Raw genomic sequence first — 22,521 nt, forward strand, 5'->3', positions numbered from 1 at the left:
GTTTACAGAAATTAATTAAACGACGCCCTAAACTCCAATGGGGAAACAGAAGTACGATTTTTAAATAATCGATGAAAAGATTGTGGATGTTCAAAGCCCAAATGATAGGCAATTTCGGAAACAGACATTTCAGTAGCAGACAGCAGTTCTTTTGCTTTTTCTATCAATCTGTTCTGGATATGCTGCTGCGTAGTCTGCCCAGTTTGCACCCGAAGCATATCGCTAAGATAATTGGCACTAAGGTGTAGTTGCTCTGCAATAAAATGAACTGTAGGAATACCACTCACAATCTGTCTGTCATTTTTAAAATAATCATCCAGTAAAGCTTCCAATTTTGAAAGTAAATCATTGTTGGCTTTTTTTCTGGTTAAAAACTGACGGTTATAAAAACGGTCGCAATATTTTAGCAAAAGATCCAGATTAGACACCAACAGATCCTGTGTAAACAAATCCATGTTAGCATCTATCTCCTGCTCTATATTATGGATAATGTCCATAATGGATTTTTCTTCTTTTTCGGAAAGATGCAGCGCTTCATTTGCTGTGTAAGAGAAATAGCCATATTCCCTGATTTGGGAGGCTAGCGCATATCCATGTAAGAAATCCTGATGTACAACCAATACAAAACCTCTCACACTATTCAGCAGTACATCTTCAAACTGTAAAACCTGATGGGGTGCGATAAAATACATAATCCCGTCGTCGAAATCATAATATTGCTGCCCATATTTACATTTTCCGCCTGCACAATCCTTCTTTAGAGCAATTACATAAAAATCTGTTGTTACTGCACTGAGAATAGTTTCAGGTTCCAGTTTTACCTCATCAAAATTAAATACACTAATTAATGGATTTGCAGGTCTTTTAAGTCCTAAAAATTGGTGCATTGCGCTAATTGATGAAACTTTTGCCGGAGTTTTCATATCTATATAAATTGATATTCAGATTTAATCATCACTAAATTACTGATTTATTTTGTTGTTGAAACTGCTCTTTTTTAATCTGCTCTATTCCTTGCTTGTAACTGGTAGCCTTAAATTCAGGGAATCTTTTTCTGAACTTCGAATCATCAAAAATATTATTGTGTTCGTATCTTGGGAGAAGCTCCAGTAGTTCTTTCATTTTTTTATTGAATAAAGCACCAATACTGAAAACAAATTTAGGAACTACAGAATATTTCAGATCCTTACCATAAATTCCTGAAGCTGTTCTGATGAATTCACGGTATGTAGGATGACTCTTATCCACAGGAAGATGCCACGTTTGGCCAAATGCATCGGGTGTATTTCCGATCAATGCTGTTGCACGGCTGGCATCGGGCGTCCATATCAAACTTCTTTTTTTCTTGTCACTCAATGGTACCTTTAGTGTCTTACCTTCTTTTATATTATTAAAAATTAAAGTATTGGTAATACTTTGTGTTTTAGCCGGTCCATAAAATTCGGGAGCACGGCAAATAACAGCTTCCAGTTCACCGGACTGAATTTCCTTCAATACCATTTCTGCCATTTCTCTTCTTACCCTACCTTTTCTGCCAAGAGGAGCAAATGCTATATTTTCGGTCAAAATCCGATCGTCTTGCGGATACATATAGGTATTGTCGAAGAAAACAAGCTTGGTTCCATTAACTTTACAAGCATCAATTACATTACGGAGAATAACCGGAAATTGTTTTTCCCAAAGATCAGAACTTATCGGAAGTCCTAATGTAAAATAAGCAATCTCGCTGCCTCTAACTGCTTCAATAGCCTTATCACGAACAGATAAGTCTGCTGAGAATATCTCATCTGTGTCATTTACCTTTTGAGCATGCCTGCTGACAATACGTATATCTGAAGTAAAATTTCTTTTCAGCTCTCTTGCCAATTCTTCGCCAATCTGGCCGTTGGCACCTAATATTGTTTGCATAACGTCTATATTTTTAAAGTGTTTATACTAAGAGCTTGTTTAATTTTAATTCAAAAAAACATTAGGCTTCGACAAGCTCAGCCTGACACCTCTAAAAATAAGATATTTGAGACGAGCAATGTCACTCTGAGCTCTAAGCCTGTAATGAGCTTGACGAATTATCGAAGAGTATTAGCAATAATATTCAAACAGACTCTTAGTAATTTTTGTATAGCAAAGTTCGACAGAAAGGAAAATATAAGAGTATCTTAATTAAGGTAAATTGTAACAGAATCTCTGCTCTATAATAATGATAAAGCAAAATGATAAATTTTAGTATCTTCATGCTCTTAGAAAACACACCTAAAAACACTATTTATGAAAAAAATATTCTTCTGCTATATACTGGTTTTTCTAACTGTTCCTAATCTGGTATTTTCACAAAGCACTAAAATATCTAAAGAAAAGCACACTGTACACCGATATAATACTATACAAGCTAGGGCAAGCTTCAATAAGGAAGATCTTCCGGTTAATGAATATCTTACAGACAAACTAAAACCTGTTCGGGACAATTTCAAAAGAATCAATTCCATAGAGAAATGGCATTTAATAAAGCAACGGGATCTTTTTGAATCTGCTGAAGGTGGAGAAGCAAAGTATTATTATCAGAAAAATAAACTTGAAAAAATAATTACCCGAATATTTGGAGAAAGTGGACAAACATTGACTGAATATTATCTTTTAAACGGACAATTGTCTTTTGTATATGAAAAAGACTATAAATACAACAGACCTCTGTATTATGACACGAAAGCCATGAAGGAAAATAATGATACCGAAGCTTTTGACTTTGATAAATCTGAAATTACTGAGAACAGAAGTTATTTTGTAAACGGAAAGCTTATTCACATCCTAAACAGTGAAGATTGTGGAGCTCCGTTTAGTAGTGACTATATCGCTGAAGAGCAGAAAAGTATTTTAGGTGAGTACAGCAAGCTTCTGAAATTGATCCGGAATAAATAAGATTACCTATTAATCGTAATGTATTCCCATAAAGCTTGTAGCACTTCTGGGATCGTAAACCGACCATGCATTTCCCCACGGAAAATTAAATGTACAGGTAGGGTATGGCGTCTTTTTCTTTTTTGTAGGCCGTATTCCTAATATCATTGATAAAAACTGATTATTTCGCTCAAAAACTTTCATTTCCTTTGCTTCACTCCAATCATCCCATGTTTTTGCATCTGATTTTTCATGAGTGTTCATAAAAATCTTATCTAGTGTATCTCCCAAAAAACACAGATCGAATGAAAGTTTATAGCCTTTAATATCAACAGCATCAAAATAATACCAGAAATAGCCTGTTTTAACATCACGCATTCCGTTATTATAATTTTTGTAAAATTCCGTCTGCTGAAGATCTTTTAACAACATCCCTTTTTCTATCTGCAAATGATACTCTTTAAGGATTATATTTCCGTTCTCTACATTAACTTCCATACTTTGCATTCTTTGTTGGAGCATAAATATACCCTATTCTTCAACAAAAGCCATCCTTAATAGAGCTTAAAGTTGCCTTACGGATTAGAAATAATTAAAGTAGACGGAATATCGGATAACCAAAGACTCTTTGAATCGATAAGGCTTCTCCAGCTTTTACTGCTAATCAGCATAAGATCCTGAGACTCCAGAAATTCCCTTTCTATAGTTCTTTCGTTATATAATGTAATATGATTAGGAGCGATCTGTTCAATACTTCTTATCAACTCACGGATCTCTGTATTTCTACGAATTTGTCCCACCACATCCAGAATAATAATCTGCGAGTCGTTGTTATTAATCAGCCTTTTTGCATATTCCACGAGGTAGAAATCATTCAAGTCAAAGATTGGAACAAATACCTTTCCGGCATTTTCGAAATTCTTATCTACCATTATCCCCACAGGAATATTGGATTTATCTAATATCCCCAGAGTGAAGTCATCAAACGGTGAATTATTGAACATATATGATTTACCCTTTACGGTATTCAGCAGTCTTTCCGGATTAATAATCTTGGTTGTAAAACCTAGCAATCTGCCCAGTAAGCTTCCTTCATAAATCGATCTTCGGAGCATAATGAGTAGCAAATCATAATTGCCTTTGTTGGTAATATTCACCAAATCATTTTCAGCATCATTAGAAGCTTTAAACAAAGTGGTAATCTGCAGTTTAAGTTCATTAGATGTCTGTACTACATCTACAAATTGTTCGTTTTCAAAATCCTGCATTTCAAAAGCATGAAGTTCCTGTACCGGAGCAATATTCATCGCTGTAATGCTTTTGTTTCCGTTCATTTTATGGGTAAAATTATCAGCAAGCCTCAGCAGGGTACTTCCTGATTCCGGCCCATCGAAAGAGAGCAATACTTTATATTTTCTACCACTATCGTCAACATCTTCTTCGTTCTCAGATTTTTTTCCTTTAAAAATATAATTGATAAAGTCTAATGAAGGCCCTGTCATGAATGTTGTGAACAATGCCATAATAACCATCATCGCAAATATTTCCGGACTTAGTACACCAAGGTCATAGCCAATATTCAGAACAATCAGCTCCATCAATCCACGGGTATTCATCAATGCACCAATAGTCAAACTATCTTTCCAACCTATACGAAGGAACTTCGCTGTGAGTGCGCTTCCTATAAATTTACCGGTAACAGCAACTAAAATGATTAGTCCGGCCGTCATCCATAAATGACCATGATTTAACAACCCAATCTCCGTTCTCAATCCGGTAAAAACAAAGAACAAAGGAAGCAATACAACTAATGCTACATCTTCAACTTTTTCTATAAATATATTTCTGAATTTAGTATTCTCCGGCATAATAGCACCCGCCATAAAAGCCCCGAATAATGCATGTATACCAATAACTTCAGTTGCATAAGCAGAAATAATAAGAATGAGGAAGAATATAGCAACAACAGATTTGCTCATAATTCCTTTTCCGGTCTGCAGGTCGGCTATTCTTTTCAGGAACGGACGCACTACTTTAATCATTAAGAAAACATAAGCAATTGCCATAATAATGACATAGATAGAACTGGCAAATGATCCTGCTTTTACAATGGCAATAACTGCTGCCAGAATACACCATGCTGTAATATCATCGGCTGCTGCACAGGTAATAACAATAGTCCCCAGTTTAGTTTTCTGCAGATTCCGCTCCTGAACAATCCTTGCCAGAACCGGGAATGCTGTAATACTCATTGCAATGGCTATAAATAGTGCAAACGAGCTAAACTGCACACCATCCGGTGCAAATTCTTTATAAATAAAATAGGAAAGCCCTATTCCTAAAGCAAAAGGAATAATAATACTGGCATGACTAATCACTACTGCATCATGAGCTTTCTTTCTAAGAACACTAAGGTCGAGTTCCATTCCAACGATATACATAAAGAAAATTAGTCCTATCTGACTGAGGAACTGAAGGTTTCCTAATGATTCTTTAGGGAAAAGAAATGCTGAAAATTCAGGAAAATAAAGTCCTAAAAGAGAAGGACCGAGAGCAATACCTGCAATCATCTCTCCTATTACAGAAGGTTGCTTCATCTTCATGCATATCCACCCGAAAAGTCTTGCTACCAATATAATAGTGACAATCTGTATCAATAACAGAGCAAGTGGATGATGCAGATTTACCATAAAAGAATCTACAAAATTATCCCAAGTAGATCCTCCGCTCGTTTTAGATATAATGTTTTCTCCGGCTTCTAAAGTTTTACCTTCTATAAAGAACCAATACATTAATCCGGAGAAGAATATAATAGTTGTGATATAAAAAATAATATTCCTGTACTTTTGCATTATGTTACTATTTCTTATCTGCAAAATTCAAAAGAAATTTAAAATTTTCAATGCTAATTTTTCAAAAATGTAGTGAAAACTCTTTTTTTTGTAATGAAATATATGCTTCTGGTATTGAAGCTTTTTTCCGGATTTTCATTTTTAATGGTTCTCAGTATTTCAAGCATTTAATTACCAAGCTTTTCCATAAGATCGGTTTTGTAAACCTCGCTGATATGTAGTTTTGTGAAATGTTCTCCGTCTTCAGAAATATTGGTGATAATTTCGTTTGCAGAAACTACTTTTATGGACTTTAGTGCTATGATTTCCTTTTTATTGATCTGTACAAAGTCTTTTTCCGGAAGCATTTCCAGTAGTGTTTTGAAATTAATGTTTTTCAGAATAATCACTGTACGGTCATTCAGGATTAGATCTTTATCCCTACTATCTATCTCGGAAGTTTTTATATAAGCAATCTGATCTGTGAAAATTCGGCTTTTCCCCAGATTGGTATTCCATTCTAAAAAATTATTCTTAGGAACCTCTACAAATTCTTTAGCCTTTGCAAATGCCTGTTGAAGCCGTTCTTTCTTTATGGGTTTTCTTACATAATCCACTACATTAAGATCAAAAGCCTCTGCTGCATATTCTTTATAAGCGGTTGTAAATATGATCTTTTTATGGGAAATAAGTTCAGCAACCTGTAATCCGTTTAATCCCGGCATTTCGATGTCCAGAATACACAAATCACAATCGATATCATTGATCTCTTCGAGGAAATATTTCGGATTATTAAATACCCGAACGACCTCTACCCCTTCTATTTGTTCACAAAGGAGCTTTAGATAACTTATAGCCAGAAGCTCATCATCGAGTATAACGCACCTGATTGTATTTGTCATTAAGATCAATTTTTAAATATGCAGTATATATATTGTTATGGGTTTCTTTACTTATAGAAAATTTCTTTTTGTAGAGCATTTTAAGTCTCTGCTCCAGAGATTCTCCTCCGAAACCGCTATTCCCTTTTTGTAAAGGTGATTTTGGAGAAATTCTGTTCTCTACTTTTATTTCCAGAACGCCACTTTTCAAGGAAAGCAAAACAAAAATAAAAGAATCATCGGCCAGAAAATCCGTATGTTTAAAAGCATTTTCAATAAAATCAACTGTAATCAGCGGAGCTAAAACTTTCTCTTTATATACAGGATCCTGTTTATCAATCTGTGACTTTATTCTAAAGTCAAATAGCGGATTAACTTTTATTTTATTGATTTCTATCAGATTGCTCGTAAAGTCCAGTTCACTTTCAGGCGTTACAAACTTCTCGCTGCTTTCATACAAAATATAATCCAGCACTCCCGACAATTTATCAAGAGACACATAAGTCTGATAGGCATGAGACTGAACTGAATTAAGAATATTTTTAAAAAGATGCGGATTGAGTTTCGTTTCTATATAGTCCAAACGGATATTTCCTAACCTGTTTTTCAGCACTTTTTTATCTTCTGTTAAGGCCTTTTTCTCTTTTTGTAATATACTAATCTTATAGATTAGATATCCTGTTATAACTAATAACAGGAGTATTAACAACAGAACTAATGTATTCCCGGAAAGCACAATTCCTTCATGATTCATAAATCACTTCTTGTATGGTGCAAAGATATAGCTTAATTCATTACAAAATATTCGCCTGATTTTAGGTCAGGTAAAAGTTTACAAACACAAATTAATATATTACAAGTATTGTTTTACGGTAAAAATATTTCTAACATTTAGCCATTAAGATAATTAAGGTTTAAGTGAACATTGCTAAGCGTTAATGGCTTCGCGTTCCTTAAAAAACTGGACAACTGGCAAGAAAACATTGCGGTTGAAGTTTGAAAATTTATAAATACAAGTCCACAATTTTATGGCACAGGAAAATCAAAGATTCAGCCTTGCCAAGGCTACTGTGTCTTAAAAAAACAGAGGAATATAAACGTAACCTGTGACTTAGTGTTAAAATTCACCACAGCTTCAGAATTCAAACAAATTGTTATCTGTAAAAAGTTTTATACATTTGTGTACGCTTTAGGGGTATTCTGAAAAGAATTGAGAGAGTCCCTTTGAACCTGATACGGCTTACACCGACGTAGGGAAAAGCAAAAAGAAAGCTTTCAAGCTTTTGCTTTTGTTTCAGATACTTTCCTAAGGCCAGTTTAATTAATGACTATGGAAGAAATACTCTGGAAACACATTCTGTCAGTAAGACAAAAATCCCCACTTGTACATAACATAACCAATTTTGTGGTCATGAACAATACGGCTAATGCATTATTAGCTGTAGGAGCCTCTCCTATTATGGCTCATGCCTCTTCTGAAGTAAAAGAAATGGTTAATATATCTTCAGCTTTAGTTATTAATATCGGAACCCTTGATGAGACATGGACAGAGTCCATGTTAATTGCTGCGGAAGAAGCCTCTTCACTTGAAAAACCATGGATATTAGACCCGGTGGGTGCCGGAGCAACAACTTTTAGAGATGCTACACTTAGCAAGTTGCTGCATTGCCACCCAACTGTAATCCGTGGAAACGCTTCCGAAATTATTGCACTTGCAAAAGCTAACAAAACCACAACTAAAGGTGTAGATAGTACTAAAGCAAGCCTGGAAGCTCTAGATTCAGCAAAAATTCTCAATGAGCAATATGGAGCTATTATCTGCATTTCCGGAGAGAAAGATATTATTATCGACAGAGAGAAAATTATATTTATTAGTAACGGACATTCACTAATGACAAAAGTTACCGGATTAGGCTGCTCCGCATCTGCACTAATAGGAGCTTTTATCGGTTGTATTGAGAATAAAACTGAAGCTACCGCTGCCGCAATGGCATTATTGGGAATTTCAGGAGAAGTTGCTGTACAAGAAAGTAAAGGACCCGGAAGTTTACAAATGAACCTCATTGATAAACTTTACAACATAACTAAGGAAGAATTCATAAGCCATATAAAAATATCGATGTCATGAGTATAACTTCTTTATTTCCCTATCAACTCTATTTAGTGATCTCTGAAGAAGCCTGCAAAGGCAAAAATTTTCTTGAAGTAGCTGAAGAGTCTATTCTGGGCGGCGTAGACATTATTCAGCTTCGCGAAAAACACTGTACTACTGCAGATTTTATAAGAAAATCACAGCAGCTAAAGGATATAACAGATAAGTATAATATTCCGTTGATTATAAATGATAATTCCGAAGTTGCCAAAACGTTAAATACTCACGGTATTCATGTTGGGAACAACGATATTTCTCCGGTAGAGCTCAGACAACAAGATTTCTGGAAGAATAAACTTATCGGCTATTCCATTGAATATGCAGATCAGCTTTATAATGAACATACACAAACATCCGATTATCTCGGAATAAGTCCTGTATTTGCGACAACAACCAAAACCGATACCGTAACAGAATGGGGACTGGAAGGCATTACAAAAATCCGTTCCATTACCACTAAACCATTGGTTGCCATTGGAAACATCTCATTACAAAATGCAACTGAAGTAATACAAGCCGGTGCAGATTGTATCGCTGTTGTTTCAGCTATTTGCAGTGCTAATGATCCACAAAAAGCAGCTTATGCACTTAAAAACAAAATTTTAAAATGAAAAAATATACAAGTCCGTCTGTCTTAACCATAGCAGGTTTTGATGGTAGTGGCGGCGCCGGAATTCAGGCGGATATCAAAACTTTTTCAGCCTTAGGCTGTTTTGCTACGTCTGTATTGACTGCTCTTCCGGTACAAAATACACAGGGTGTACGAAAAATATATTCAATCCCGGAAGAAGCTGTTGCAGATCAGATTGAAGCGATACTGGACGACATTTTCCCCTCAGCTATTAAAATAGGTATGGTACATACTCCACAATTAGTAGATATTATTGCCAATACCCTGAATAAATACGATAAAGTACCTATTGTATTCGATCCCGTAATGGTAGCCACCAGCGGGCATAGACTTATAGAAGAGGAAACTATTACAGCTATTGTTCAGAGGTTATTTCCAGTTGCTGACGTTATAACCCCTAATATGGATGAAGCATCAATTTTGGCTAATATGCAGGTAAAAACATTAGATGATATGTATACCGCAGGCAAAAGAATATTAGATCTGGGATGTAAAAGTGCTCTACTAAAAGGAGGGCACCAGGAAACAGATATAATAACTTCATTATATTTTGATGAATCAGGGAAAATATCTTCTTTTGAAACTGAAAAATTCCAAACCAACAATACTCATGGCTCAGGATGTACTTTATCCTCAGCTATTGCAGCTTATTTAGCACAAGGCAAAAATATATCCGATGCTGTTTCGCTGGGGCAACAATATGTTTTTGAAGCTATAAAAAGCGCAAAGGATTTAAAAATAGGCAAAGGAAATGGCCCGCTTAATCATTTTTTCAACCCTCAAAAATTAATTATACATGAAATGGTCTGAATATACCTGGAAGCAAATAGAAGAATATTATCAGTCGATACTTGTAATGCCTTTTGTTAAAGAATTGGCGGAAGGAAGTCTCTCAAAAGAGAAATTTCAGTTTTATATGGCTCAGGATTCTTTATACCTCGAGCATTTCGGACGTGCACTTGCAATAATAGGAGCCAGAGCATATAATATTAATGATGTTTTATCTTATATGCGTTTTGCAGAAAATGCTATCGTTGTAGAAAATGCATTACACGAGTCTTATTTCAAAGATTTCGATGTTAAAGAAAAAGGGAAAATGCAGCCTGTTTGTCATCACTATGTTCATTTCTTAAAAAGTACTGCTGCATTAGACGCTGTGGAAATTGCAATGGCAGCTGTCCTACCGTGCTTCTGGATTTATCAAAAAGTAGGTGATTATATATATGAGCATAAAAAAACAGATAACAATCCATATAAGAAATGGATTGACACTTATAGCGGTGAAGAGTTTGCACTTGCGGTTCGGCAAGCTATTGAAATTTGTGATAGAGCAGCCGAGGCAACCACTCCGGAAATCAGAGCTAAAATGACAGAAGCCTTCATTACAGCAACACAAATGGAATATTATTTCTGGCAGGCAGCCTACGAACTAAAATCCTGGATATAAAAATAAAGCCCTGAGAAATTCAGGGTTTGTCTTATTTATGATAAGAAACGGACATTATAATTAATAAAAAATAAAATTTAAATATCTGATTTAATTATATTTACATATAATCCATAAGATAAAATCAATATGATTGGTATTATAGCAGAGCTGGCTATTTCATGGCTTTTACTTTGGTTGTTTGCCAAAACTAATCTGGAAGTTTTAGGGCTTCTTCCATCAAAAAACAGATTAATTAATGCTGGTATCGGCTTATTATTATCCGGAATATGCTGTATAATCTACCATGTATTGAAAACATATCCCGCAGATAACAATTGGATACTAAATAAACAAATTTCTTTTACAGCCATATTAAAAAGTACCTGGTGGACTTTTAAATCAGTACTATTTGAAGAGCTTATATTCAGAGGTGCTATTTTATATTTGCTAACAAGGACATTGAGTGTAAAAACATCATGTTTTTTATCCGCTATTGCTTTCGGAATTTATCATCTTTTTTCCTATAATGCCTTTGGTAATCCTGTACAGATGGTTATTGTATTCTTAATGACAGCAATTTTAGGTCTTGCATTAGCTTATAGTTTTACTAAAACTCAATCCCTTTACTTGCCTGTTAGCTTACATTTCGGATGGAATTTCTTTAATATTGTTATTTTCTCAAGCGGTCCACTTGGATCACAACTCTTTATAAAAGCAAATGCAAATAAATTACAAGATGGCTTATCATTAGTAATCTTAGTATTTCAGGCAATAGCATTACCTCTTCTTATATGGTGGTATTTAAGCTATATTTCAAAAAAGCCTAAACAGATTTAAATTTCTATCTAGGCTTCATTAAAGGTTATTCATTTGTAGATGATTTCATATCATCTATATCTTTTTTCCTCTTTTTAATAAATTCAGTTGGGCGAAGTCCATTAATTTCCTGAAATAAATCGGAAAAATTCTGCCTTGAAGCTATTCCACATTCATCTGATAAACTCTGAATTGTATAATTGAGATATTTTTCATTTTCATACATCAGTTGTGTGATATAATTTATTCTCAGGATCCCTAGATATCTACTAAAGTTCATCCCCTTTGTCTCATTAATAAATTGAGAAAGGTAAGTACTGTTTGTTTCAAAAGTACCTGCAAGTTTATTTAATGTAACTCCTTTTTCGAGGAATTGTTTTTCTTTTTCAAACTTTTCTAATTTATCCTGAAGATCTTTATAAACTTCTTCACTCATTGTTGATTTACTCTGAGATGAAATGTTCTCATATGGAACTGAAGACGGTTCTGGTTCTATATGATGCTGGAGATTATCTTCAAGTTTCTTATACTTTGTTTTAATTTTCTTTTCGTTCTGATAGTATTTCCAGACATTATAAACTAGTACACTCACTATTATGCACAAAAGAATAATCATACCCAGTCCCCACTTATTTTGACTCTCCAATTTATTCTGGATATCCATAAGATTCTGCGTATCATATTCTCTATGTATTTTAGAAGATAAATAGGTGAAATCTCTGGTTAAAATTCCATCAGCTTTTAACAGAACCTTTGTATAATATAGTTCTTGTGCATGATCATTATGTTTCCTATAATAGCTAATCAAAAGTTCATAATTATCCCTTAATTCCGGAAATATAAAATTGTGCTTTTGAAAAATTGAATCTACTTTTTTAAACTGTTCTACTGCTTCATCTTCTTTACGAAGCCCCATATAACTTTTACCTATGTAGAAATCTACAACTGCAATCCACGCAAAATCATTATTACTTTCCATTACAGGAATAGTTTGATTAAAAGTTTGGATTGCTTTACTAAACTGACCTTCTTGGAATTCTAAAGTACCTCTACACTTTAATAGATATGCCTTCTCTAATGAAAACTCATTTTTCTTATCTCTATTAATAAATGCTAGTCCTTTCTCGGTTAAAAATTTAGCTTTTTCAAAATTCCCAAGATGGATATAACAAACTATAGCAAGATGCAAACTATTAAGATATATTCTACTATTATTATAAATTTCATTTGGATGATAATTCCCTGTTGTTCTTGGTTCAAAATATCCAATACATTCATTAAAGAGTTCTAATGCATCATTATAATAACCTAAATAACTTTTAACAACACCTAAAAAGTAGATTAATTGATTTTTCTGATAATCGTTATTTCCTTTTTTAGAGTATTCATATGCTTTCAGATATTCGTCTAAAGCTGACTTATATTTTTTATAATTGTAATAATAAATAGATCCTTTTACCAGATATGCCCTACTAATAAGATCATTATTCATAGTTTTCTTTGCTACCGCAATACTACTATCTGCATATATAAATTTATTTTCAGCTGTTGGAGAATAATAGAAAGCATCTTCATAGGCATGCATTAATTCTTCATTATTCTTTTCTTTTTTTGCTTTTTGGATTAGTACCTTAACTGTACTAAGTGCTCTTTCATCATTTTCCTCTAAATTTTCATATTTTTTTCTCAAATCATCGTATGATTGAGCCTTCAAATTTTCAACCTGAAAAATAAAAATTAGTAATAAAAAGTAAGATATGTATTTTTTTATACGCATTGCTGTTTAAAGTGTGCAATTTATTTACATCAAAAATAATGAAAAAGCATCAAATAATAATATATACATCATAAAATTAAATAATAATATTTCATCACGAAACAAAAGATAAACACTTGAATACCATCTTTTTATAATTTTAATCATTGTCCTAATTTATAAATAAGGACGTCTTTATCTATAAATTAACTAATATAGGACTACTATTTCTTGTGGTTCAGAATATTCTCCCATAATTTAGTCGAAGCAAAAAGAAAGAAAAATTGACCTTTGTAAAATCAGGTCAAATATAAAATAAAATCAATTATGAAAAAGTTAATCTTATTAATAGCAACTGGTATTCTATTACTATCAAATACAGGTTATAGAGAAGCAGAAGAGCTTGGCACTATAGGATCTACTCAAAATAATAATACAGCTAGTGCAAATGACACCAAATTAACAAATGATAGTATAATTAGGAACTTAAAAGAGCAGGCAGTTCCAGAAAAGAAAAAAATAAGTCCTATTTCAGAAACTGCAGAGTCTAGCGATACTCCTCCTATAAAAGATAAAATACGCTATTAGAATTAGACCAATTTCACATTCATCATACATTTTAATCTTCTTCTTTATGGGGGTTTTCCTACTTGCGAGAGCACTTTTTGGAAAACCTCTGTTAAAGAGGTTCTTTCGTTTATAGCTTTATAGTTCTTTTCAGAAATATTTCTAAGATCAAGAACCCTCTCGTTTAAATACTCTATAATTCAATTTCAGTTATACATAGAATATTGTTTGGGATTCATTCCAATGTGTTGCTTAAATATCCTGGAAAAGTGCCCCAGATTGGTAAATCCTAACTTATACCCTACTTCCGAAACCGAATATTTCTTTTCTTTCAATAATATAGTAGCTTCTTTCATTCTTAAACCTTGATAGTAGCTAAAAATACTATTACCAAATATCTGACTAAATAAACGTTTCAGTTTTGTAGAACTCATTCCTGCATGAACAGATAATTCACTAATAACCGGGGGCACACCCAGATCTCCAATGATTAATGCTCTAATCTTATAAATAGCTTCTATATCATGAATGTTTAAGGCATAAAGTCGTTTTTCATCCCGTTTATTCAACTCTATCAATAGCCTGCAAATAAGTTCTTCTGCTTTTACTCTTAAGAAAAATAACTCAAAGACCTCATCGGTATTTTCTGAAATTATATCATTAACGGTTTCCAGCAAAGACGGATAAAGTATTTGTTCAAAAAGATAAGGTTGTGCATTTTGTAGCAAACCTTTTAAAATAGGGGACTGTTCATAAGTGTAAAATAAATTATTCAGATAATGAGCATCTATTTCTATATTAATGGTAGCAGTATTAGAATGAATAGAAATAGCCTCGTCAGTATTCAATCGACTGGTTCCAATCATAACAGAAGGGATTCCTGATTTTGAGAAAACATTCTGAAATTTAAAAAATATCATTTTTCTGGTGGTATCTATATCCGGATTCTCAATAACCAAATCTTCATAAAGCTCATAATTACTAATAATCATTCGGATATGTTCATTAAAAACAAAACCTCGACAATATCCCTTACCAAATCTAGCAGGGATTTCTAACTTTCTATTTTCTACTTCTACTCCCAACAGATTGGAGAAAAGCTTAATAACTTTTGGAATCGTAATATCTTTCATTCAACAAAAGTCTTTTACGACTATTTTCATGTCTAATATAATTATTTTGTCCGTAATAATACTTTGAAATTTGTATCATAATCAAATAATACAAAAATAATGTTACTAAAAGATAAAACAATAGCCATTATTGGAGCCGGTCCGGTAGGGCTAACTATCGCAAAATTATTACAACAAAAAGGAGTTAATGTAAATATTTATGAAAGGGATAAAGATTCCCAAACAAGGATTTGGGGAGGAACCCTCGATATTCATAAAGATTCAGGTCAGAAGACCCTTAAAGAAGCAGGGTTATTAGAGAAATACTTTGCTCTGGCAACACCAATGGGAGCAACAATTACCGATGAGAAAGGAAACATCTTATCTGTAAAACAGGTTACGTTGGATAATCAATATGACAACCCCGAAATTAACCGAAATACACTAAGAACAATGCTATTGGACAATCTAACTGAGAATACTGTTATTTGGGATCAAAAATGTATTCATACTGAAGTAAGCCAAGACAAGTGGTTATTACATTTTGAAAATGGAACCTATGCTCTTGCTGATTTTGTAATTGAAGCAAATGGTGGCATGTCTAAAATAAGAAAGTATGTTACAGATACTCTTGTTGAAGACACTGGAACTATGATTATTCAAGGTGACATCCCACAACCCGAACTAAATACCGCAGAGTTTTTCCGGTTTTGCAACGGAAACAGGACAATGACATCACATCAGGGTCATTTATTGGTTGTAAATCCCTATAATAATAACGAACTATCTTATGGTATAATCTTAAAAAGTCCAGATCCACAGGATACCAATACTCCAAATTTACAGGATACAGAAAGCATCCGCGAATTCCTTTTAAATAAATTTATACATTGGGATGGGCTTTATAAGCGACTATTAAAGTCTACTCCTTCTTTCCGAAGCCTACCCATAAGAAAATTCCCACTCGAAAAACCATGGAAAAGTAACCGCCCACTGCCAATTACCCTTATTGGAGATGCAGCGCATTTAATGCCTCCTTTCGCTGGTCAGGGTGTGAATACAGGACTTATAGATGCTCTTATACTATCTAATAATTTGACGAACGGAAAGTTTGAGTCTATACAATCTGCTATTAACGACTATGAAAAGCAAATGTTCATCTATGCAAGCAAAGCACAATCAGAATCCTGCGAAAATGAAAGATTAATGCTACAACCAGATTTCTCTTTTCAGAAGCTAATCCTGTAAATAAACCTCAATCGAAACCAAAAATACAGATCCATAAGTTATTTAAAGGCATCTTGTTGCTTCAAAATATTCTACCCATCATAACACAACATATGTAAACAATTGTTTTTCATATAGATATAACATAATTTATGTAAATTTAATCCCAAGTATTACATGTTATGAAATCTATAAAAATCTTATTTTTTTCTTGTGTTTCTTTAGTTTTACTATTGTTTTCCCCAAGGCTTTCAGCACAAAGGATAAAGCGGCTAGATGGTTCTTCAATTCATTTCAACCAATTAGATCATACCATAAAAAAATTAATGGATACCGCAAAAGTAACAGGCTTATCTGTTGCTGTATTCAATAAGAACAAACCTATATTTATTAAAAGTTATGGTTATGCAGACCTTTCAGCACAAAAAAAGATGGATACTGCCACCATTTACTGGAGCTGCTCTTTGAGTAAAGCTGTATTTGCCTATATTGTTTTAAAAATGGTAGACAAAGGTATTATTAATCTTGACACCCCTTTAGTCCAATACCTAAAGAAGCCACTATATGAATATACTTTTACAAAGAAAACCCGAGGATATCAGGACATAAAAGAAGACAAAAGATACGAAAAGATCACAGCAAGAATGTGTCTGGATCATACAACCGGTCTGCCTAATTACAGAGGATTCGAAACTGATGGAAAACTAAGAATTAAATATGATCCGGGAACCAAGTTTAGTTACTCAGGGGAAGGAATGTATTTATTACAGTTTGTACTAGAGCAAATTACAGGCAAAGATTTTGAGTCTATTGCTCAGGAAGAAGCTTTTCGTCCTTTAATTATGAAAAACAGCAGTTATGTATGGCAGAATGCTTTTGATAAAGACTATTGTATTGGACATGATTCACTACAAAAGCCTTATGAATTCGACAAAAGGACTTCTCCCCATTCAGCAGGATCAATGTATACTACTATAAATGATTTTTCAAATTTCTTTACAGCCTTATTACAGAAAAAGGGGCTTTCAAAAAAAAGCATTCATGAAATGTTTTCTCCACAGATTCCTATTCTTTCCAAGCAACAGTTTGGTCCTAATGCTTTATTAGATGACAAAACGATTACTAATACCAAAATATTTTACGGATTAGGGGTAGGTCTACTTAAAACACCTTATGGCTATGCTTTCTTTAAAGAAGGCCATAGTGAAGGTTGGGGGCATTATGCTATTGGATTTCCGGAAAAAGGCATCGGCATCATTATTATGACCAACAGTGATAATGGAGAAAGCATTTTTAAATCCCTTATGGAGACTGCTATTGGTAATATATATACACCTTGGTACTGGGAAAATTATACCCCACTCGACCAAAAGCTAAATAATAGAGCTAAATAAAATCTGTAATAGATATCATCACAACATATTTGAATATTATTGCAAATTTTACTTCATGATTATAAAAACAAAAAACCTACTATTACTAGTAGGTTTTTAATTATTCCGCGGAGAGTGAGGGATTCGAACCCCCGGACCTGTTACAGTCAACAGTTTTCAAGACTGCCGCAATCGACCACTCTGCCAACTCTCCTTTCAAATTCTGTTCTGAATTTTTAGTGGTGCAAATATAGGGGGATTTATCGTTACACTCCAAATATTTTACTTAATAATTTACTATTACATCTTTAAAATACTGGGGATCAACTACAAAAATTTTAATATACAATTCCTACAAACCGCTATATTCAGGCCGTTTTACAATTTTCACCAATATTGACAAAAATAAAATGCGCCAAGTTTTAATTAAAACTTGGCGCATTTTTATAATTAAATTTATTCAAATCGAATCTTAATTCTCAACATGCTCAAGGCCGCTAAGATATTTCTCGGCATCCATCGCCGCCATACAACCACTTCCAGCTGCTGTAATTGCCTGTCTATAGATATGATCCTGAACATCACCTGCTGCAAATACACCAGGAAGATTTGTTCTGGTAGATCCTTTTTCTGTAAGGATATAACCATTTTCATCCAAATCAAGCTGGCCACCAAAAACTTCTGTATTAGGCTTATGACCAATAGCGATGAAAATACCATGAACATCTATTGTAGATTTCTCATTGGTAACATTATTAATTGCTACAGCTCTTTCTACAAGATTATTTTCACCTTCAATAGCCACTAATTCATGATTGAATTTCACTTCGATATTAGAAGTATTCATTACACGATGAACCATAGCTTTAGAAGCTCGGAAATGATCTTTACGAACTAACATAATCACCTTATTACATATCTTAGACAGATAAGTAGCCTCTTCAGCAGCAGTATCTCCTGCTCCTACAACAACAACATCTTTTCCTTTGTAAAAGAAACCATCGCAAGTAGCACAAGCAGACACACCTCCACCACTGTATTTTTTCTCGTCGTCTAATCCAAGATATTTAGCTGTTGCTCCTGTAGAAATAATTACAGTTTTAGCCAGTATTTCACGGCTACCTGTGCTTAGCTTGTGTACACCACCTGCTTCTTTAGCAAATTCTACAGTGCTAATCATCTCATAGTGAACTTTAGTTTCAAAACGCTCCGCTTGCTTTTGCAAATCCATCATCATTTCAGGTCCTGTAATTCCTGACGGATATCCCGGAAAGTTTTCTACTTCGGTTGTTGTAGTTAATTGCCCTCCCGGCTCAAGTCCGGTAAAAAGTTCTGGCTTCATGTCTGCTCTTGCAGCGTAAATAGCTGCTGTAAATCCTGCAGGCCCAGAGCCCACGATCACACAATCTAAAATATTTTCCATATAATCTCAGTTCGGATACAAATTTCGGTAATCTTATATTACTTTGTCAAATTTTAATATTGAGTTTTATCAATAACTTTTATAGCAAATAATTAATAAAGTTTGTTGGATTTATAAGTTATTAGATGTACACTTCAGCACCATTATAACTATGTCTTTATATTTCCTATTATTAATCGTTAAAATTATACTTTTACCTTTGTTTTATCTACATTTAGTATCTTATAAACCATCTCGGTAAGCAACTCTGCATCATCTGTATTATGAGCTCCTAAGCCTTTACTCTTCATATCCATTTCCCGCAAAACAGAAATAATACGCGTCGCATGCTTCATCGGATAAAATTTAGCAGACTGTTCATAGTCTTTCAAAAAATATGGATTTACACCCATCGCCGAAGCCATAGCAGCAGCAGGCTGCCCGCGCATGGCATGATACATTAATATATTATTGAAGTAATTGAATAGATTTCCTATAATCAATAGCAAAGGATTAGTTTTAACATTCTTCCCCATATAATAAGCAATCTTCATGGATCTTTCAGTATCTTTTACTCCTAAGGCCTTTTGAAGTTCAAAAACATTATAATCTTTACTAATTCCTATATGAAGCTCTACCAACTTTCCATCCAGTTCTTCTCCTGGTTTCAGAATTAATTTTAGCTTATTGAGTTCATTAGAGATTCTAGATAAATCATTCCCCAAATATTCAGCAAGAAGATGAGAAATATTCGGAGCGGTTTTAATTCCAAAAGTCTGAATCTGTTGTTGAATCCAGGTTGCTAACTGATAATCCTTTACTGGCTCACTGTAATACAGCCAGTTATTTTTATCAAGTTGTTTTACAAATTTCTTACGAGAATCAACTTTTTTATATTTATGGGCAAATACCAGAATGGTAGATTCTACAGGTTGTTCTATATATTTTAACAGAATATCACCCTCCTCTTCATTTAATTTCAGATCCTGGGCTTCTTTTACAATAATCAACTGCTTATCTCCCATCATAGGATATTGTCTTGCAAGTGAAAGGACCTCACCATAAGAAGTATCTTTCCCGTATACTACGGTCTGATTAAAAGCTTTTTCATCTTCTGTCAGCACATCATTTTCCAGTGATTTTATTGCGACATCTGTAAAATAAGGTTCTTCACCATGAAAAAAATAGATAGGCTGAAATGCCTTATTTTTAATATTTTTGAGGATGTTTTCTAAATCTTTCATAATCTATGCAACTGCCTAAACTTAATTTCAGTAAACAATTTGATTTTCAATTCAGGCAGGACAAAGATAAGTTTTTTATTTATGATGTACTGCGCAAAAAATACCTTTTGCTTACTCCTGAAGAGTGGGTACGCCAGCACTGGATCCAACACTTTCTCAGCCTGAACACCTATGCTCCTTCAGCTCTTATCGCCGAAAAAAAAATAGAATTAAATGGACTCACCAAAAGGATAGACTTGTTGGTTACCGAAAAGACTCAACCCAAAATTCTTATAGAATGTAAAGCTCCGCAGATAAAACTTACCGAAAAAACTTTTGAACAAACTGCTCGTTATAATTCTGTACTAGGGGCAGGGGAAATTATTTTAAGTAACGGTTTACAACATATTTACGCAAGCTTAACACAAAATGGTTATCAGTTTAGTAATTTTGGTACATAGATTCCGGATCGAGGCATAAATATTGATGTTACTTTTAAGAAACAACTAATCACCATGACAACAAAATATTTTATTTTTATATTTCTGATGCTATTTCCTTTTGCAAAAGCTCAGAATATTCATGAGATCAGGCTGTTCCAAAAGAGTAAAAACTTTATTATATTCTTCAATATAGATAATACCTATGTTGCAATGGATTCACAAGGAAAAGTTTTATCACTTTTTCAAAAAAGTAGAAACCCCGGATATTTCGATAATATAATCACTCCAAACGGGCAATCAGTTAGTACTACCGAAGATTCTGACTTCGATTATACAAAAGACAACAGTAATCCTGTAATCAAAAATTTAAATAACAACAATATTGAGTACTACAACAGCTTTACATCAAATGACCGTGGTAAAATAAGAGCTGTTAATGGAGAAATATTTCAATATTACAGTGAACTTAGTGATGGTTTAACCGGTAATATAAAATCTATAGGAAATATAAATTTCAGTTATTATGGTTCTTTCAATAATTATGAAAAAGGAAAAATAAAATCTATTGGTAGTATTACATTTTCATATTTCAATGAATTTGATTCATACAAAACTGGAAAAATAAAGTCAATAAAAGGAAATAGCAACAACACCAATATCACCATTATCAATGATTATTAAGAATATTATATTTGACTTTGGCGGCGTCCTTATGGACTGGAATCCCAAATATCTCTATCAGAATGTCTTCAGCACAGACGAAGAAATGAATTACTTTTTGGATCATATCGCTACACTAAAATGGAATGCGGAACAAGACCGCGGACGCAGTTTTCAGGAAGCTACAGAAATATTACAAAATCAATACCCTGAATTTTCAAAAGAAATAGCTCTATACTATAGCCAGTGGCCAGTAATGTTAAAAGGAGCTATTGAAGAAAATGTAAATATACTTCGTAATCTGCATGGCCGATATCAACTCTATGGCCTTACCAACTGGTCAGCTGAATCCTTTCCTTACGCTTATAAAAATTATGACTTCTTCAGTCTTTTCAATGGTATAATAGTGTCCGGAGAAGAAAAGCTTATTAAGCCCGATGAACGGATTTATGAGCTTTTACTAAACCGATATAACCTCAACGCTTCGGAATGTCTTTTCATAGATGATAATTATGAAAACATCAGAACTGCACAGGCAATGGACTTTAATACTATCCATCTGACTCCGGAAACAATTCTTCGGGAAGAATTGCAAAAATTCAACATATAAAATCAAATGGATTATTCAGATAAATAATCCATTATTTTTTTAATAAAACAGGCAGATGCTATACACTAACCAACAATCTGCCTGCAGCTACTACAAACAATAAACAACATTATGAAAAATAAATACCTGGCACTTGGCAGGAAGTTGTTTGTAGCATTTCAATACATCTTATAAATCTGCTCCGGTAGTTATGATAATTGCTGATAATTTTATTTAATGAGAAACCTTCATTAGGTAAATGGAACCGGAGCAGAAGGGATTATAAAACAAAATATCTTTAATCTATATTTTATAAAAAAATTAATTTGTATCTCTCAATTTTCTTCACCTAAGATATACCTTCCTCTATGTAACCCAAAGAAAAACGTATTTCATTTCCTTACGTTATTCCTTCCGATTTATTACATAAAAGTTAAAACCATCTTACAAACATAGTTTTATTAATATTTTTCACAGATAAATTCAATTAATTAGTATTCTAAAAAAATAGATATACTACCTGTGCGTATGAAATTG

General features: G+C 33.5%; 22 protein-coding genes, 1 tRNA gene and 1 riboswitch. Of the genes, 12 read left to right on the forward strand and 11 right to left on the reverse strand.

All coding sequences use genetic code 11. From position 1 onward, the window contains the following. Positions 1-11 precede the first annotated feature (11 nt). A complete protein-coding gene (locus AYC65_RS11765) occupies positions 12-923 on the reverse strand; it encodes a helix-turn-helix domain-containing protein (protein WP_034866454.1) in 912 nt (303 codons plus the stop codon). Between the two features lie 34 nt (positions 924-957). Beyond that, complete coding sequence (locus AYC65_RS11770) at positions 958-1,908, reverse strand: NAD-dependent epimerase/dehydratase family protein (protein WP_034866453.1); 951 nt, start codon at positions 1,906-1,908, stop codon at positions 958-960. 357 nt (positions 1,909-2,265) lie between these two features. Here AYC65_RS11770 and AYC65_RS11775 point away from each other — a divergent pair, with 357 nt between their 5' ends. Beyond that, the gene (locus tag AYC65_RS11775; RefSeq protein ID WP_034866451.1) at positions 2,266-2,913 is read left to right on the forward strand and encodes a hypothetical protein; all 648 of its coding nucleotides are present in this window, start codon (positions 2,266-2,268) and stop codon (positions 2,911-2,913) included. A gap of 9 nt (positions 2,914-2,922) precedes the next feature. Here the strand turns inward: AYC65_RS11775 and AYC65_RS11780 are convergent, their stop codons facing one another. The 4 genes from AYC65_RS11780 to AYC65_RS11795 form a co-directional block, all read right to left on the reverse strand. Next, positions 2,923-3,390, reverse strand: a complete 468-nt coding sequence (locus tag AYC65_RS11780) for a hypothetical protein (RefSeq protein WP_034866470.1) — start codon at positions 3,388-3,390, stop codon at positions 2,923-2,925. 77 nt (positions 3,391-3,467) lie between these two features. Continuing rightward, complete coding sequence (locus AYC65_RS11785) at positions 3,468-5,744, reverse strand: cation:proton antiporter (protein WP_034866448.1); 2,277 nt, start codon at positions 5,742-5,744, stop codon at positions 3,468-3,470. Between the two features lie 167 nt (positions 5,745-5,911). Beyond that, complete coding sequence (locus AYC65_RS11790) at positions 5,912-6,625, reverse strand: LytR/AlgR family response regulator transcription factor (RefSeq protein WP_034866445.1); 714 nt, start codon at positions 6,623-6,625, stop codon at positions 5,912-5,914. Next, positions 6,591-7,358 carry a histidine kinase gene (locus tag AYC65_RS11795; protein WP_034866443.1) on the reverse strand — a complete coding sequence of 256 codons (768 nt, stop codon included), beginning with the start codon at positions 7,356-7,358 and terminating at the stop codon, positions 6,591-6,593. Before AYC65_RS11795 ends, AYC65_RS11790 begins: the two co-directional genes overlap by 35 nt. Before the next feature lie 427 nt (positions 7,359-7,785). Further along, a riboswitch (TPP riboswitch) is annotated at positions 7,786-7,878 on the forward strand. Positions 7,879-7,928: 50 nt separating this feature from the next. Between AYC65_RS11795 and thiM the strand changes: the two genes are divergently transcribed. The 5 genes from thiM to AYC65_RS11820 all read left to right on the forward strand — a co-directional run bounded on the left by thiM (position 7,929) and on the right by AYC65_RS11820 (position 11,653). Continuing rightward, positions 7,929-8,732, forward strand: a complete 804-nt coding sequence (gene thiM / locus AYC65_RS11800) for a hydroxyethylthiazole kinase (protein WP_034866441.1) — start codon at positions 7,929-7,931, stop codon at positions 8,730-8,732. Beyond that, the gene (gene thiE, locus AYC65_RS11805) at positions 8,729-9,367 is read left to right on the forward strand and encodes a thiamine phosphate synthase (protein WP_034866440.1); all 639 of its coding nucleotides are present in this window, start codon (positions 8,729-8,731) and stop codon (positions 9,365-9,367) included. Before thiM ends, thiE begins: the two co-directional genes overlap by 4 nt. Beyond that, entirely contained in the window at positions 9,364-10,197 is an 834-nt protein-coding gene (thiD, locus tag AYC65_RS11810; protein ID WP_034866438.1) for a bifunctional hydroxymethylpyrimidine kinase/phosphomethylpyrimidine kinase, read from the forward strand. Before thiE ends, thiD begins: the two co-directional genes overlap by 4 nt. Beyond that, positions 10,184-10,834 (forward strand): thiaminase II, encoded by a 651-nt coding sequence (gene tenA / locus AYC65_RS11815; RefSeq protein ID WP_034866437.1) that lies wholly within the window; start codon positions 10,184-10,186, stop codon positions 10,832-10,834. Before thiD ends, tenA begins: the two co-directional genes overlap by 14 nt. Before the next feature lie 129 nt (positions 10,835-10,963). After that, positions 10,964-11,653 (forward strand): CPBP family glutamic-type intramembrane protease, encoded by a 690-nt coding sequence (locus AYC65_RS11820; protein WP_034866435.1) that lies wholly within the window; start codon positions 10,964-10,966, stop codon positions 11,651-11,653. A 25-nt stretch (positions 11,654-11,678) separates the two neighbouring features. Here AYC65_RS11820 and AYC65_RS11825 read toward each other — a convergent pair whose 3' ends face one another. Further along, positions 11,679-13,346: a helix-turn-helix domain-containing protein gene (locus AYC65_RS11825; RefSeq protein ID WP_234300322.1), complete on the reverse strand. Its 1,668-nt coding sequence runs from the start codon at positions 13,344-13,346 to the stop codon at positions 11,679-11,681. A gap of 369 nt (positions 13,347-13,715) precedes the next feature. Here AYC65_RS11825 and AYC65_RS11830 point away from each other — a divergent pair, with 369 nt between their 5' ends. Next, positions 13,716-13,976 carry a hypothetical protein gene (locus AYC65_RS11830; RefSeq protein WP_078674582.1) on the forward strand — a complete coding sequence of 87 codons (261 nt, stop codon included), beginning with the start codon at positions 13,716-13,718 and terminating at the stop codon, positions 13,974-13,976. Between the two features lie 185 nt (positions 13,977-14,161). Here the strand turns inward: AYC65_RS11830 and AYC65_RS11835 are convergent, their stop codons facing one another. After that, positions 14,162-15,088 (reverse strand): helix-turn-helix domain-containing protein, encoded by a 927-nt coding sequence (locus AYC65_RS11835; RefSeq protein WP_034866105.1) that lies wholly within the window; start codon positions 15,086-15,088, stop codon positions 14,162-14,164. A gap of 99 nt (positions 15,089-15,187) precedes the next feature. On the opposite strand from AYC65_RS11835, the gene AYC65_RS11840 reads away from it, so the two are divergent. Then, the gene (locus AYC65_RS11840) at positions 15,188-16,315 is read left to right on the forward strand and encodes an FAD-dependent oxidoreductase (protein WP_068801179.1); all 1,128 of its coding nucleotides are present in this window, start codon (positions 15,188-15,190) and stop codon (positions 16,313-16,315) included. A 161-nt stretch (positions 16,316-16,476) separates the two neighbouring features. Beyond that, a complete protein-coding gene (locus AYC65_RS11845) occupies positions 16,477-17,688 on the forward strand; it encodes a serine hydrolase domain-containing protein (protein ID WP_034866100.1) in 1,212 nt (403 codons plus the stop codon). 108 nt (positions 17,689-17,796) lie between these two features. Here AYC65_RS11845 and AYC65_RS11850 read toward each other — a convergent pair. The 3 genes from AYC65_RS11850 to holA form a co-directional block, all read right to left on the reverse strand. After that, a tRNA-Ser gene (locus AYC65_RS11850) sits at positions 17,797-17,881 on the reverse strand. Positions 17,882-18,139: 258 nt separating this feature from the next. Next, a complete protein-coding gene (gene trxB / locus AYC65_RS11855; protein ID WP_034866098.1) occupies positions 18,140-19,090 on the reverse strand; it encodes a thioredoxin-disulfide reductase in 951 nt (316 codons plus the stop codon). A gap of 185 nt (positions 19,091-19,275) precedes the next feature. Then, on the reverse strand, positions 19,276-20,313 hold the full coding sequence (gene holA / locus AYC65_RS11860) for a DNA polymerase III subunit delta (protein WP_034866096.1): 1,038 nt from the start codon (positions 20,311-20,313) through the stop codon (positions 19,276-19,278). 5 nt (positions 20,314-20,318) lie between these two features. Here holA and AYC65_RS11865 point away from each other — a divergent pair, with 5 nt between their 5' ends. The 3 genes from AYC65_RS11865 to AYC65_RS11875 are packed head-to-tail and all read left to right on the forward strand — an operon-like array spanning position 20,319 to position 22,005. Then, the gene (locus AYC65_RS11865; RefSeq protein WP_034866093.1) at positions 20,319-20,753 is read left to right on the forward strand and encodes a type I restriction enzyme HsdR N-terminal domain-containing protein; all 435 of its coding nucleotides are present in this window, start codon (positions 20,319-20,321) and stop codon (positions 20,751-20,753) included. Between the two features lie 54 nt (positions 20,754-20,807). After that, on the forward strand, positions 20,808-21,416 hold the full coding sequence (locus AYC65_RS11870; protein ID WP_034866092.1) for a hypothetical protein: 609 nt from the start codon (positions 20,808-20,810) through the stop codon (positions 21,414-21,416). After that, entirely contained in the window at positions 21,406-22,005 is a 600-nt protein-coding gene (locus AYC65_RS11875; RefSeq protein ID WP_034866090.1) for an HAD family hydrolase, read from the forward strand. Before AYC65_RS11870 ends, AYC65_RS11875 begins: the two co-directional genes overlap by 11 nt. Positions 22,006-22,521 lie beyond the last annotated feature (516 nt).

Source organism: Elizabethkingia bruuniana (genome assembly GCF_002024805.1).
In the GTDB taxonomy this organism is placed as follows: domain Bacteria; phylum Bacteroidota; class Bacteroidia; order Flavobacteriales; family Weeksellaceae; genus Elizabethkingia; species Elizabethkingia bruuniana.

Excerpts from the sequence above, each read along its gene's own strand:
- AYC65_RS11785 (WP_034866448.1), bottom strand. The coding sequence starts at position 5,744 with ATGCAAAAGTACAGGAATATTATTTTTTATATCACAACTATTATATTC.
- AYC65_RS11845 (WP_034866100.1), top strand. The coding sequence starts at position 16,477 with ATGAAATCTATAAAAATCTTATTTTTTTCTTGTGTTTCTTTAGTTTTA.
- AYC65_RS11795 (WP_034866443.1), bottom strand. The coding sequence starts at position 7,358 with ATGAATCATGAAGGAATTGTGCTTTCCGGGAATACATTAGTTCTGTTG.
- AYC65_RS11835 (WP_034866105.1), bottom strand. The coding sequence starts at position 15,088 with ATGAAAGATATTACGATTCCAAAAGTTATTAAGCTTTTCTCCAATCTG.
- trxB (WP_034866098.1), bottom strand. The coding sequence starts at position 19,090 with ATGGAAAATATTTTAGATTGTGTGATCGTGGGCTCTGGGCCTGCAGGA.
- thiD (WP_034866438.1), top strand. The coding sequence starts at position 9,364 with ATGAAAAAATATACAAGTCCGTCTGTCTTAACCATAGCAGGTTTTGAT.
- holA (WP_034866096.1), bottom strand. The coding sequence starts at position 20,313 with ATGAAAGATTTAGAAAACATCCTCAAAAATATTAAAAATAAGGCATTT.
- thiE (WP_034866440.1), top strand. The coding sequence starts at position 8,729 with ATGAGTATAACTTCTTTATTTCCCTATCAACTCTATTTAGTGATCTCT.
- AYC65_RS11775 (WP_034866451.1), top strand. The coding sequence starts at position 2,266 with ATGAAAAAAATATTCTTCTGCTATATACTGGTTTTTCTAACTGTTCCT.
- tenA (WP_034866437.1), top strand. The coding sequence starts at position 10,184 with ATGAAATGGTCTGAATATACCTGGAAGCAAATAGAAGAATATTATCAG.
- AYC65_RS11780 (WP_034866470.1), bottom strand. The coding sequence starts at position 3,390 with ATGGAAGTTAATGTAGAGAACGGAAATATAATCCTTAAAGAGTATCAT.
- thiM (WP_034866441.1), top strand. The coding sequence starts at position 7,929 with ATGACTATGGAAGAAATACTCTGGAAACACATTCTGTCAGTAAGACAA.
- AYC65_RS11770 (WP_034866453.1), bottom strand. The coding sequence starts at position 1,908 with ATGCAAACAATATTAGGTGCCAACGGCCAGATTGGCGAAGAATTGGCA.
- AYC65_RS11830 (WP_078674582.1), top strand. The coding sequence starts at position 13,716 with ATGAAAAAGTTAATCTTATTAATAGCAACTGGTATTCTATTACTATCA.
- AYC65_RS11875 (WP_034866090.1), top strand. The coding sequence starts at position 21,406 with ATGATTATTAAGAATATTATATTTGACTTTGGCGGCGTCCTTATGGAC.
- AYC65_RS11840 (WP_068801179.1), top strand. The coding sequence starts at position 15,188 with ATGTTACTAAAAGATAAAACAATAGCCATTATTGGAGCCGGTCCGGTA.
- AYC65_RS11790 (WP_034866445.1), bottom strand. The coding sequence starts at position 6,625 with ATGACAAATACAATCAGGTGCGTTATACTCGATGATGAGCTTCTGGCT.
- AYC65_RS11765 (WP_034866454.1), bottom strand. The coding sequence starts at position 923 with ATGAAAACTCCGGCAAAAGTTTCATCAATTAGCGCAATGCACCAATTT.
- AYC65_RS11865 (WP_034866093.1), top strand. The coding sequence starts at position 20,319 with ATGCAACTGCCTAAACTTAATTTCAGTAAACAATTTGATTTTCAATTC.
- AYC65_RS11820 (WP_034866435.1), top strand. The coding sequence starts at position 10,964 with ATGATTGGTATTATAGCAGAGCTGGCTATTTCATGGCTTTTACTTTGG.
- AYC65_RS11870 (WP_034866092.1), top strand. The coding sequence starts at position 20,808 with ATGACAACAAAATATTTTATTTTTATATTTCTGATGCTATTTCCTTTT.